9 protein-coding genes are annotated in these 13,823 nt (G+C 46.5%); all 9 read left to right on the forward strand.

Translation table 11 applies throughout. The features are described from left to right. Window positions 1-204: 204 nt before the first annotated feature. The gene (locus HWQ43_RS05345) at window positions 205-6,660 is read left to right on the forward strand and encodes a type I polyketide synthase (protein ID WP_292730992.1); all 6,456 of its coding nucleotides are present in this window, start codon (window positions 205-207) and stop codon (window positions 6,658-6,660) included. Next, complete coding sequence (locus tag HWQ43_RS05350) at window positions 6,657-8,555, forward strand: type I polyketide synthase (protein WP_292730994.1); 1,899 nt, start codon at window positions 6,657-6,659, stop codon at window positions 8,553-8,555. The genes HWQ43_RS05345 and HWQ43_RS05350 overlap by 4 nt, the downstream gene beginning before the upstream one ends. Before the next feature lie 50 nt (window positions 8,556-8,605). After that, window positions 8,606-9,430, forward strand: a complete 825-nt coding sequence (locus HWQ43_RS05355; protein WP_292730996.1) for an acyltransferase domain-containing protein — start codon at window positions 8,606-8,608, stop codon at window positions 9,428-9,430. A gap of 57 nt (window positions 9,431-9,487) precedes the next feature. Continuing rightward, entirely contained in the window at window positions 9,488-10,708 is a 1,221-nt protein-coding gene (locus HWQ43_RS05360) for a hydroxymethylglutaryl-CoA synthase (RefSeq protein WP_292730998.1), read from the forward strand. Next, complete coding sequence (locus HWQ43_RS05365; RefSeq protein ID WP_292731000.1) at window positions 10,699-11,499, forward strand: enoyl-CoA hydratase/isomerase family protein; 801 nt, start codon at window positions 10,699-10,701, stop codon at window positions 11,497-11,499. The genes HWQ43_RS05360 and HWQ43_RS05365 overlap by 10 nt, the downstream gene beginning before the upstream one ends. Then, window positions 11,492-12,235, forward strand: coding sequence for a polyketide synthase (locus tag HWQ43_RS05370; RefSeq protein WP_292731002.1), 744 nt, complete (start codon window positions 11,492-11,494; stop codon window positions 12,233-12,235). The genes HWQ43_RS05365 and HWQ43_RS05370 overlap by 8 nt, the downstream gene beginning before the upstream one ends. 39 nt (window positions 12,236-12,274) lie before the next feature. Continuing rightward, window positions 12,275-12,547, forward strand: coding sequence for a phosphopantetheine-binding protein (locus HWQ43_RS05375; protein WP_292731004.1), 273 nt, complete (start codon window positions 12,275-12,277; stop codon window positions 12,545-12,547). Between the two features lie 155 nt (window positions 12,548-12,702). Further along, on the forward strand, window positions 12,703-13,473 hold the full coding sequence (locus HWQ43_RS05380) for a radical SAM protein (protein ID WP_292731006.1): 771 nt from the start codon (window positions 12,703-12,705) through the stop codon (window positions 13,471-13,473). 180 nt (window positions 13,474-13,653) lie between these two features. Beyond that, the gene (locus HWQ43_RS05385) at window positions 13,654-13,803 is read left to right on the forward strand and encodes a hypothetical protein (RefSeq protein WP_292731008.1); all 150 of its coding nucleotides are present in this window, start codon (window positions 13,654-13,656) and stop codon (window positions 13,801-13,803) included. Window positions 13,804-13,823 lie beyond the last annotated feature (20 nt).

Consider the following 13,823-nt stretch of genomic DNA (forward strand, 5'->3'; position numbering starts at 1 on the left):
AAAATTTGTGCGTGAAGAGTGAAATCTTGGTATTCTAAACAATACCAAGATTTTCTCGGAGAACACCAAAATTTATTAAACTGATGGCTTCATCAGTCTGATAAATCTTTAATACCTTCATTTACTCGCAGATGTTGGCTTTGCTTGTCAATGTGCTAGAGATTAGCGGTCTGAACAATTTCCAGGTTTTAGGAGTAGCCATGCATGGAAAAACAACATACTAGTGAGACGCTAGTAGACGTATTGCGCTACAGAGCTATTCAGCAACCTCAGACGCTAGGCTATACCTTTTTGGTGGATGGTGAATCTGAGGGAAGTAAACTCACGTATGGAGCATTGGACAAACTGGCAAGAGCGATCGCTACCTACTTGCAAACATTTGCAAAGCCAGGCGATCGCGTACTCCTGCTCTACCCACCTGGTTTAGAATTTATTACTGCCTTTTTCGGCTGCTTATATGCTGGTTTGATCGCGATTCCTGTTTATCCGCCTCGGCAAAATCAGTCGATTGCTAGGTTGGGTGCGATCGTTTCCGACGCCCAAGCAACTGCCATCCTGACAACAACAGCACTATTGCCAATCGTTAAGAACTACTTTGCAGACAATCCAGAACTAGCATCTCTAAAAGTCTTAGCCAGCGATGTGATTTCTGATGCGATGTCTACGACGGGCGTTGATGCAGCACAGGAATGGAAAACACCTAATATCAATGCAAAGACTTTAGCCTTTCTGCAATATACCTCCGGTTCCACGGGAACGCCCAAAGGGGTGATGGTAAGTCACAGTAATCTGTTGCACAATTTAGCCTATCTGGATCGCGGCTGGGAACACACATCTGATAGCGTGATGGTGACGTGGATTCCATTCTTTCACGATATGGGGCTGATTTATGGAGTACTCCAACCCTTGTACAAGGGATTCCCTTGTTACATCATGCCACCTGTAGCCTTTATTGGGCGTCCAATTCGCTGGCTCCAAGCTATTTCTCACTATCAAGCAACACATACTAGTGCGCCAAACTTCGCCTACGATCTGTGCATCCGTAAAATTACCCCAGAACAACGTGCCAGCTTGAATCTCAGTCGTTGGCAGATGGCTTTAAATGCTGCTGAACCAGTCAAAGCAGAAACGTTGGAACGGTTTGCCAAAGCATTTGCTTGTTGTGGGTTTCAAGCAACTGCTTTCTGTCCGGGTTACGGACTAGCTGAGGCAACACTGAAAGTAACTGCCGTGCAAACACAAGCCGAGCCAATTATTAGCAAGGTTGAGGCAACCGCGCTGGCACAAAATCGAGTAGTGCCAGCAACAGCAGACCATCCCAATGTGCGGCTTTTGGTTGGATGTGGCAATCACAGGCAAGGCGATACACAAATAGCGATCGTTCATCCTGAATTGTTGACGCGATGTTTACCGGATGAAGTCGGCGAAATTTGGGTCGCAGGAGCAAGTATCACCCAAGGCTATTGGCAGCGACCAGAGGAAACAAAACATACATTTGCAGCTTATTTAGCTGACACTGGGGAAGGGCCGTTTCTCCGCACGGGAGACTTAGGCTTTTTGCAAAATGACGAGCTATTTATCACCGGACGACTTAAGGATTTAATTATTATTCGAGGACACAATCATTATCCTCAAGACATTGAACTCACAGTTACAAATAGTCATTCGGCTTTGGGAACGCAGGGAGTAGCCGCATTTACTATTGAAGTAGACGGTGAAGAACAACTCGTTGTGGCGTGTGAAGTCGAGCGAACTGCTGTGCGGAAGCTTGATGCAAGTGAGGTAATTGGCTCCATCCGACAAGCAGTCACAACACAGCACGAATTAGAACTGTATGCCATCTTGCTGTTGAAGCCAGCCAGTATCCCCAAGACTTCCAGTGGGAAGATTCAGCGTTATGCCACCCGCGCAGGATTTTTGGCGGGGACTTTGGAGGTGGTGGGACAGTGGAGGAAGGCAGAGGAGCAGAGGAGCAGGGGAGCAGAGGAGCAGGGGAGGAGGGGAGGAGGGGAGCAGGGAGAATTGAGAAGTCGCAAGTCTGGAGAAAAGGGACGGGCGGAAATTCAAGCTTGGTTGATACATAAGATTGCTCAACGACAAAACATTGCACCGCATTCGATAGATCCGCGTGAATCATTTGCCTACTACGGGTTAGATTCCATTGCCACAGTCAGCCTGTCGGCAGATTTAGAGGATTGGTTAGGTTGTCAGTTGCTGCCTACTTTGGCTTACGATTACCCGACGATCGCAACTCTATCAGCCTATCTCACAGAAACATTATCCCAACGGCGAGAATCTCCAGAACCCAGACAAAACCTCAAATCTGTCGAGGCGATCGCAATTATTGGTCTTGACTGCCGCTTTCCCGGAGCTAATAACCCAGAAGCCTTTTGGCAATTACTACGAAATGGTAAAAGTGCCATAGACCAAATTCCAGGCAATCGTTGGGATTCTCATCTTTTCTATAACCCCATCCCCGCCCAACCAGGGAAAATGAGTACTCGTTGGGGTGGATTTATTGAGCAAGTTGACCAATTCGACCCCCAATTTTTCCGCATTTCTCCTCGTGAAGCCGAGCGGATGGACCCGCAGCAAAGGCTGTTACTAGAAGTGAGTTGGCAGGCGTTAGAAAATGCTGGATTAGCAAGCGATCGCTTGACAGGAAGCAACAGTGGTGTATTTATCGGCATCAGTACCAATGACTATGCTCGCTTCCAGTTTGATCGCTTATCTGATATTGATGTCTATGCCAGCACAGGCAACGCTCTGAGCATTGCTGCTAACCGCCTATCCTATCAGTTCGATTGGCACGGACCCAGTTGGGCAGTCGATACTGCCTGTTCTTCATCTCTGGTTGCAGTTCACCAGGCTTGTCAGAGTTTACGGTTAGGTGAATGTGACTTGGCTTTGGCAGGTGGTGTTAATTTAATTATCACCCCCCAAATGACAATTGCCCTCTCCCAAGCAAGATTCATGTCAGGGGATGGTCGCTGCAAAACCTTTGATGCGGATGCAGATGGTTATGTCCGGGGAGAAGGTTGTGGAATCGTAGTGCTGAAGCGTTTTACTGATGCTATCAAAGATGGAGATAACATCCTGGCGCTGATTCGCGGCTCGGCAGTCAATCAGGATGGTCACAGCAATGGGTTGACTGCTCCTAGAGGAATTGCTCAACAAGCCGTTATCAATCAGGCGCTTGTGAATGCTGGAGTCGCACCCGCAGCCATTAGCTATGTTGAGGCTCATGGTACAGGTACAGCCTTGGGCGACCCGATTGAAGTTAATTCCTTGCAATCAGTGCTGATGTCAGGTCGTTCCCCAAACCAACCTTGTGCGATCGGTTCAGTAAAGACTAATATGGGTCATTTAGAATCAGCAGCCGGAATTGCAGGGTTAATTAAAGTTGTACTGGCTTTGCAACATCAAGAGATTCCCGGTACGCTTCATCTCAAGGAGCTAAATCCGAAGATTACCATCCAAGACACGCCTTTTTCAATTCCCAGCGAAACTCAAAAGTGGTCTGCTGTTGGCAAGCAACGTTTTGCAGGAGTAAGTTCCTTTGGCTTCGGCGGTACGAATGCCCATGTTGTTCTGGAGGAAGCACCAGAAGAGAGTAGGGGGGCAGAGGAGCAGGGGAGCAGGGGGGCAGGGAAGCAGGGGGTAAGTTTCCACCTCAAATCTGTGCTGACGCTTTCGGCAAAAAGTGAAATAGCGTTACGGGAATTAGCTCGGCGGTATGTGGCATTTTTGGAGTTTCATTCAGAAGTATCTCTAGGGGATATTTGTTATACAAGCAATGTGGGGCGATCGCATTTTGACCATCGACTAGCTCTGGTTGCAGAATCCTCTGAGGAATTTTGCGAACAACTAGCAGCGTTCATTTATAACTCACCTTCTAGAATAGGCGATCGTTGTCAGGGGGTTGCTTTCCTGTTCACCGGTCAAGGTTCGCAATATATTGGTATGGGGCGGGAACTTTACAACACGCAACCCGTTTTCCGGCAAGCCATAGAACGCTGCGCTGAAATCTTACAGCAATACTTAAATCAACCTCTGTTAGAGGTTCTATATCCAAGTATTGAGTTAGACAACCCAACTCAAGCCTCTATTAATGAAACTGCTTATACCCAACCTGCTTTATTTGCATTGGAATATGCATTGTCTGAGCTATGGCAGTCCTGGGGAATCAAACCGAGTGTGGTGATGGGACACAGTATCGGCGAGTATGTTGCCGCCTGTGTAGCAGGAGTGTTCAGTCTGGAAGATGGACTGAAGTTGATTGCTGCACGGGGGAAACTGATGCAAGCGTTACCGTCTGTGGGAGCAATGGTAGCGGTATTTGCCCAGTCGCAAGAAGTATCGACCATCATTGATGAATATTCAGATGTGGCGATCGCAGCAATGAACGGCGCACATCTGATCATCTCAGGTGGATCTCAATCTATTACATCGGCTGTGGCTAGGTTAGAAGCAAAGGGAGTGAAGATAAAAGCACTTGAGGTTTCCCATGCTTTTCATTCGCCATTGATGCAACCCATGCTGGCGGAGTTTGAGCAAATTGTCCAGCAAGTAAACTACTGTCCGCCAAACCCCGATATTCGCTTTATTTCTAATCTCACAGGTCAACTGGCAAAAGCAGAGATTGCCACGCCTGAATATTGGGTGCAACATGTGACGCAGCCAGTCCGGTTTGCTGATGGAATGGCAACTCTAGCAAAACTAGGAGCCTTAGCGTATTTGGAAGTAGGGCCGCAACCGATTTTATTGGGAATGGGTCGCCAGTGCTTATCGGGTAACGAGTATGTGTGGCTTCTCAGCCTCAAAAAGGAATCAAATTCACAGCAGATGTTGTCCAGTTTGGCAACTTTGTACGAGTCTGGAATATCCATCGATTGGGTAGGCTTTCATCATGGCTCTCAACATCGTCGGGTCATATTGCCCAATTATCCCTTTGAGCGATCGCGCTTCTGGATGGAAACTACATCTAGTGACATGACTGCTAGAGAATCGCTCTGCTCGCCAGCAGAAATCAAGCGTTTGCTCGTACCACAGTTGGCTGAATTGACAGCCCAACTCAGTCTCAAACATTATGGGGAAGCCCTAAGTACTTTGGAATCCCTAAGTATCCTTTATGTGGTGGCGGCATTCCGGCAGATGGGGTGGAATTTGCAGCTAGGCGATCGCTATTCCATCCCCCAACTCACCAAACTAGGAGTCATCGAGCAACATCATAAACTCGCTTTGCGCCTGTTGGAAATGCTGGTTGAAGAAGGGATTCTTCAGCGAATTGGTAATCAGTGGGAAGTAACTCGAATATTAGAGTTACCCACACCAGAAACGCAACTGCATAAACTGCGATCACAATATCCTCAAGCAAATGCAGAACTGACACTGCTAGAGCGTTGCGGTTCGCACCTGGCTCAAGTACTCCAAGGTGAAACTCGCCCACTGGAGTTGCTATTTCCCCAAGGCGATTTGACAGCATTAACCCAGCTTTATCAGGATTCTCCTGGCGCAAAGGTGATGAACGCGCTAGTCCAAAAGGCAATCTCAACCGCGATTTCCACCGCTACAGTCAGCATTTTGGAAATTGGAGCCGGAACTGGCGGCACAACTGCTTACCTCCTACCTCATCTCCCAGCAGATCGAACTGAATATGTGTTCACAGATTTAGGAACGTGGTTTACTTCCAAGGCTCAAGAGAAATTTCGGGATTACCCATTTATCCGCTATCAGTCTTTAGACATTGAACAAGACCCCCAATCTCAGGGATTTACTAACCATCAATACGACATCATTGTGGCAGCAAATGTCCTGCACGCAACCGAGGATTTACAGCAAACCTTACGTCACGTTCGCAGCCTATTAGCACCAGGAGGATTATTAGTGTTGCTAGAGGGAACAAGTCCCCGACGTTGGTTAGATTTGGTCTTTGGATTAACGCCAGGGTGGTGGAAATTCTCAGACTACGAGCTGCGACCATTCTACCCTTTGTTAGCAGTGACTGACTGGCTGGAATTGTTGTCTGATTGTGGGTTTCAAGAGGCTGTGCATCTTGCGCCTGATTCCCAAGCGATCAGCGATTCATTCCAACAGGTTGTCATCCTAGCTCAGAGCATCAGTACCAATAACCCAGTTAACCACAATCATCTTCCATCACCCATTGCTGCCACCATCAACACGGCACAATCAACATTTCTCCAATCGCTAGTAACCAAGCCTGTACGAGTGCGACAGGAGGAATTAGTCGCTTATGTCCGCTCATTAGTAGCCAAAGTTTTAGGCTTAAAGCAACCACAGTCCATCGGTTTGCAGCAAGGTTTCTTTGAATTAGGGATGGATTCATTAACTGCTACGGAGTTGAAAGAGCAATTGCAAAATAGTTTAGGCTGTTCCCTTTCCCCAACCACACTATTTGATTATCCGACGGTAGCAGCGTTGGCGAATTATCTGGAAACGCAAGTGTTGTCGCTCTTAGATCCACAAGAATCAGCCCAGGAGGCTAACTCTAATTCTGAGACTTTCCAGCAACAAGCCTTACTGGAAGAATCATCATTAGAAAAGAGAGTGAAATTGTCATCACCCGACCAATCGCTTGACGAAATTGCAGATTTGCTGGCTGCAAAACTAGCATCAATCAGAGAGGGAAAACTGCTATGAGTCGTCCTTCAGAAACCAGAGATTATGGACAATTGATGCAGAACGCATTGCTGGAGCTATCAGCCCTACAAGCAAAGCTCAATACCCTCGAACATGCTGCAACTGAACCCATTGCAGTCATCGGTATTGGTTGCCGCTTTCCTGGAGGAGTTAACTCTCCAGAGGAGTTATGGCTGTTATGCAAAAATGGTGGTGATGCGATCGCAGAAGTCCCTAGCGATCGCTGGGATGTAGATGCTTACTACGATCCTGATTTAAGTAGTTATGACAAAACTAACACCCGTTGGGGTGGCTTTTTAGCAAATATCAATCAATTCGATCCCGGCTTTTTCGGAATTTCCACGAGCGAAGCAGCTACTATTGACCCCCAGCAACGGCTGCTATTGGAAGTAAGTTGGGAGGCATTAGAAAACGCTGGATACGACCCCTTACAATTGGCTGGTTCTCAGACTGGCGTGTTTGTGGGAATTGCCACTTGTGATTATTACAAAGCCATGACCGCAATTCCCACGAGAGCCGGCACCGGTATTGCCAATAGTATGGCGGCAAATCGCCTGTCCTACTTCTTAGATGTGCGAGGACCTAGCGTCACAATCGATACTGCTTGTTCGTCGTCCCTGGTTGCCATTCATACCGCTTGCCAAAGTCTGCGGCATCGAGAGTCAAATCTCGCATTGGTAGGCGGCGTGAATATTATGTTGTTACCGGAGGTGAATATTACCTTTTCCCAGGCTGGCATGATGTCATCTGATGGACGTTGCAAAAGCTTTGATGCTACAGCCGATGGCTACGTCCGAGGAGAAGGATGTGGGATAGTTATCCTGAAGCGTCTTTCAGATGCAGTCAAAGATGGCGATCGCATTTTAGCGTTACTGCGGGGAACCGCCGTAAATCATAACGGCCGCAGTGTTGGACTAACTGCACCAAATGGATTGGCTCAACAAGCAGTGATTCGGCAAGCACTGACAAATGCCAGGGTAGCACCCCATGAAATTGACTATGTTGAGGCACATGGTACGGGTACTCCAATGGGGGATGCCATCGAGCTACAAGCAATATTGGGAGTACTAGGGCAGGGGCGAATGCTCGACCGGTCCTGCGGACTCGGTTCTGTGAAAACTAATATTGGCAATCTAGAAGCAGCTGGGGGAATTGCCGCATTCATCAAAACTGTCCTGTGTTTGCAACACGGAGAAATTCCCCCGCATCCCCATTTCAAAACCATCAATCCCCATATTGACATCAAGTCAACACCATTCTTGATTCCTACAATAGATCGTCCGATAAATATCAAGCCTCGGTTTGCTGGCGTTAATTCCTTTGGCTTTGGCGGCACCAATGCTCATGTAGTACTGGAAGCAGCAGAGGAGAGCGGAGGGGCAGGGGGGCAGGGAGTAGCTTCACATATCAAATCGCTGTTGACGCTTTCGGCAAAAACTGAGACAGCGTTACGGGAACTAGCAAGTTGCTATGCAGATAGTTTAGAAAACCATGCAGCTCCATCCATTCCCGATATCTGTTTCACAACTAATATCGGTCGGTCACATTTTAACCATCGTCATGCCATCATTTCATCAGGCGATTTACCTGATTTAATCGACCAACTGAGGACATTCGCCACTAGCAAACAGACAACAGGACGACTACAGCCGGATAATCGCCCGAAGATTGCATTTTTGTTTGCTGGACAGGGTTCGCAATACGTTGGTATGGGATGGGAACTTTACAACAGCCAACCTATTTTCCGTGCCGCCTTAGACGATTGCGATCGCATCTTACGCTCTTATTTGGATCGGCCACTGCTGGAAGTACTGTATCCATTAGGGGAAAGGGAAAAGGGGAAAGGGAAAAGGGGAAAGGGGAAAGGGAAAGAAACTCAGCGCCTTATCTTCTAGATGAAACTGCCTACGCCCAACCTGCTCTATTTGCCGTAGAGTATGCCTTAGTGAAATTGTGGCAGTCATGGGGCATTGAACCTGATGCGGTGATGGGTCATAGCGTCGGAGAGTATGTAGCTGCTTGCGTGACAGGTGTATTCAGCTTGGAGGAAGGACTGTACTTGAGCGCCGAACCGGGACGACTGATGGCAACGCAGCACAGAGAAGGGCAAATGGTGGCGGTGTTTGCAGCTAAGGAGATTGTAGAAGAGGCGATCGCATCTTACCAGGATGCTGTTGCTATTGCTGCCTTTAACGGCCCTACCCAAACTGTGATTGCGGGCGATAGACAAGCGGTTGCAGCAGCGATCGCCCGTCTGGAATCGGATTTCATTATGACTCGCGAGTTGAATGTTGCCCACGCGTTTCACTCACCCTTAGTAGACCCCATCCAAAATGCCTTTGAACAGACTTTGAGGAAAATGCAGTTTCATCGCCCTTGTCTACCGTTTATCTCTCATCTTTCGGGAGAATTCGAGGCAGGGATATTAGATGCTAACTACTGGCGCTCTCAACTGCGATCGCCTGTGCGTTTCGATGGAGGTATCCAGACCTTAGCAGAGGCAGGGTATGAGATTTTCCTGGAAATTGGGCCAACAGATACTCTGGCAAGTATGGGTAAGCGCTGCCTACCTAAAAACACTGCTACTTGGTTGTCTTCTTTAAGACAAGGGCACGATGACTGGCGATCGCTCCTAGACAGCCTAGCTACCTTATACATGAAGGGTATAAACATTGATTGGTCAGAATTTCATAGAGATTCTCCCAGACAACGAGTTGCTCTGCCCACTTATCCTTTCCAGCGCCAACGCTGTTGGATTGACTCCCTTTGAGGGAATCCCAAATAAAAAATATTCCACTGTTCCCTGTCAGCAATTAGCCAACACTTTATGCCTATAGGAATCGAGAAACTCAATCTGTACTCAGGGCAGTTCTATCTAGATATTGCCGATCTTGCCGCAGCGCGTGGTAAAAACTTCCAGCAGATTGCCGATAGTTTAATGTGCAAAACGCGATCGGTTTATCCGGTCTATGAAGATGCTATTACTCTGGCGGTGAATGCAGCCAAACAACTCTTATCACCTCAAGACCTGGAAGACATTGAACTACTAATTGTTGGTACAGAATCTGCGGTTGATTGTGGCAAATCCCTGTCCACCTGGGTACATCGGTTTTGTAATTTGTCTCCTAATTGCCGTAATTTCGAGGTGAAACATGCTTGTTACGGTGGCACTGCGGCATTCAAAATGGCCGCTTCCTGGGTAGCTTCAGGGGCGAGACCTGGGAAAAAAGCATTGGTAATTAACACGGACTTCAGCAGCGTCACGCTCAATACCGACCAGGAGTTTATCTGCGGAGGTGGTGCAGTGGCGATGCTCGTTAGCACTAATCCACAAATTCTCGAAATTGAACTGGATAAGGCGGGTTACTGGACAAAGGAGATTTCTGACTACCTGCGCCCCACTTTCAACACCGAAGTGATCAAAAGTGAAACGAGTCTTTACTCTTATTTAGATGCTTTGGAGGGAGCATTCAGTCACTACGAGCAAATCGTGGGTTCTGTAGACTATGATGCTGATTTCAAAAAACACATTTATCATGCGCCCTTTCCAGCAATGACGTTTCAGGCACATCGCACCATACTCAACCGATTTGAGGCGGTAGGGAAAGCGGCTGCTAAGTTAAGTTTTCAATCAAAAGTTGCAGAGAGTATACATTTTGCTCAACAAATTGGTAGTTCGTATGGAGGTTCCAATTTTATTTGTTTGTTAAGTCTTTTGAATTATGCCAAGGATCTGAGTCCAGGCGATCGCATTTCCCTGTTTGCTTATGGTGGTGGCTGCCAAGCAGAATTCTACAGCGCCACCATTGGAAAGGCTGCAACTGAAATTGTCCGATCGCTCAACATTGACGAACACCTCAATCAGCGACTTCGTTTGTCTGTTGCAGATTATGAAGCTAGTGAATTGACGCGTGAAAAATATAGCGATCGCCGAGACTTTAACTTAGAAAACTATTTAGATGAACGCTATGAAAAACGCTATCGAGACCGAGGTTTACTTGTATTAAGTAATGTTGAAAATTACTATAGGCAATATAAATGGAGTTAATAGTAGAGGCCGTCCGCTATAAAATCGATTCAGGAGTTGCCCAGATTGCCTTGGTGCAGCCCCAAACAGGTAATGCGCTCAATCCATCTTTAATTAATCAACTTAGTCAAGCGTTACAAGCTGCGATCGCCAATTCATCTTGTCGGGCGATCGTGCTTCGGGCTGAGGGAACTGACTTCTGCAAAGGACTTGACTTGGAATGGATATTACAGCAGGGAGGAAAACCTCAAATAGAACTGTTTCAAGCCTTTATAAATTGTCTGCAATTAATTTGTCATTCCCACTTGCCTGTAATCGTCTGCGTTGAAGGTAATGTTACAGGTGGAGGACTAGGTTTAGTTGCGGCTTGCGATCTCGTCATTGCCAACGAGAACACAAAATTTATGTTGCCAGAAGTCATCATTGGCATGATTCCGGCTCTGATTGCACCCTTCTTACTGCGTCGTTTGACCATAGCACAACTCAAGTATTTAACCCTCAGCAGTCGGGGAATTGACAGCCTAGAAGCCAAGACCTTTGGGTTAGTGGATGAAGTTGCAACTGAGGGTATGGCTACCACCTTGAACCGACAATTACAACGGCTGTTTCGCTCTTCTCCAGAAGCGATCGCTGCCAGTAAACAATATTTTGAACAACTCTATGGGTCAGATTTACAGCGACAAACCAATATTGCCCTTAATCAACTTGTTTCATGGTTAGCCCAACCGGAGGTCTTAGAAGGAATTCAAAGTTTCACCGAGGGATTCTCGCCACCTTGGTTTCAAAAGTACAGGGGAAAAACCCATGTCTAAAATTTTGCTCGCCAACCTAGAAGACGGCATCTTCCAACTGCAAATCGATGACCCTGAAAACGAAAATCGTTTGAGCGAAGAACTGTGTGATGAATTAATGACAGCCCTGACTCATCTAGCAACAGAACCGAGCCTGAAAGTCTTAATTTTAAGTGGGCGAGCGGATGTCTTCTGTGCCGGAGCAAGCTTGGACACCATCAAACAAGTTGTGAGTGGCAATGCAGATGTCAAAGATTTATCACTGCCCAACCAACTACTTAGCTTTCCCGTACCAATTATTGCAGCTTTGCAGGGTCATGCTGTGGGAGGTGGCATAGCGTTAGCGCTCTACTGCGATATTCTGATCGCATCCGAAAACAGTCGGTACGGACTTAATTTTACAGATTTGGGATTTACTCCGGGAATGGGTATCTTATCTGTCTTACCAGCAATGGTTGGACATCACTTTGCTAGCGAGATGCTCCTCACCGCCAAGCTCTACAAAGGCAAAGAACTCAAGGGACGAGGTTTATTTAACTACATAGTTCCAGCTGAGGAAGTTATGACTTTAGCCTTGGATATGGCAAGAAGAATCGCTGAAAAACCCAGACATGTTTTGGAGATGGTAAAAGACACCTTGTCATTACCCCGGCGTCAAGCTCTCCAAGCAGCATTGTCCCGCGAACACCTAATGCACAAAATCTGTTTTGGGGTTCCAGGGACATTAGCACACATAGAAGCGGCTTATTTAGCCTAGATTTTGTTTTTTGATTTTCAATATAGGAGACAAGACATCATGGATCGAGAGCAAGTATTAAATGTCGTAATTAAACATATCAAGCTCAACGTAGATGGACTGGAAAATGTTGAAATAGATCCGCATAAAACCATCGGAGAATATGGAGCCAGTAGTCTTGACGGCGTAGAAATTGTTTCTGCTTGTATGCGAGAACTCAAAATAAAAATTCCCAGAACAGAAGTTTCTAGCTTTAAGACAATCAATGACTTGGTGGAATTGTTCGCCAAGTTTAAAGACGAAGCTTTTCAAGAAGTTAAAGTTACGCAATAAAAGGGCGATCGGTGAAGGAGTCAGGAGGCATTCGACTACGCTCAACAACCAGGCAGAAGGCAGGAGGAACCCACGCTTAAAAACGTGGGATTGAAGCAAGGACGATTTTCTGCTCTTTACAAAGTCCCCAATCCTTTTTATAAAAGTAGGTGGAAATGGTTACTCAAGTTGTCGAGTCCGATGTCCAAGATTCATTAATTGAATACTTGGAAGATCCGTTTTTAAATCACCTTTTTAAACAAATCAGAAAAGCTGAACAAATTAGAGGGATATCAGTTGATTTAACCCATGCGTGCAATCTTCGGTGTCAGGGATGCTATTTCTTTTTAGATGAATTGGATCAATTCAAAGCACCCAAAGATGAAGCCGAATTTGATACATTTATTGCCCACGAAAAGAGCAGAGGAACAAATTTTATTACAGTGGTTGGGGGAGAACCCAGCCTGATGCTAGAGCGATTGCAGAAGCTTTACCAGAATTTTCGGTTAATGGTTGTTACCAACGCCCTGATCAAAATCCCTTATGAGGGGTTTGAAACAATGCCGATCGCTATTTCTCTTTGGGGCGATCGTGAAACTGACAAGACACTCCGAGGGGGTGGTAAACTTGATGTTTTCAGCAAAGCTTTAAAAAATTACAAAGACGATCCGCGTGCTATTTGGCATTACACTACCACACCGGGTAACGCCCATGAAATCGCTAGCGTTGTCGAGCAGTGTGTAGCCAATGGTAATCGCGTTTTGTTTAACTTTTACAGCGATCGCATTGACTTAGGAGGAGTTTACGATCACAATCTGGGATTTGCAGATGTGCGGCGTGAGATTGATAAAGCGATCGCGCGTTACCCTGACAAAATTTTAATGACTTCGTACATGAGCAACGTGTTTACCACACGGCAACTTTACGATGAAACCTGGGGTTATTAAGTTTGCACCAGCCTCACTGTAGATCATGAAATTAATCAAAACCGGATTAAAAATGGTAAACGTTATAACCCCCATTATCGCGCTTACAATCCCGATCTGAAATCAACTCGGCGTTGTTGCACAGGTGATAATCAAGATTGCTCAACCTGTTACCAAACTTGGGCGCAGGTTGGTTGGATCATGATCAATTTGGAACGACACCTCGGTTCCAAACAAGAATTTATTAACTGGCTGACTACGACATACCTGTTTTACCTGATGTGCCGCATGGTTGACTTTGAATCCGGTGTGCAACTTTTGCCGGAAATTCATCAACGAGTAAATTGTTAATCATCATTGCTCGGTTTTTC

The sequence above is a fragment of the Nostoc sp. JL31 genome, assembly GCF_017114965.1.
GTDB classification, from domain to species: domain Bacteria; phylum Cyanobacteriota; class Cyanobacteriia; order Cyanobacteriales; family Nostocaceae; genus Nostoc; species Nostoc punctiforme_A.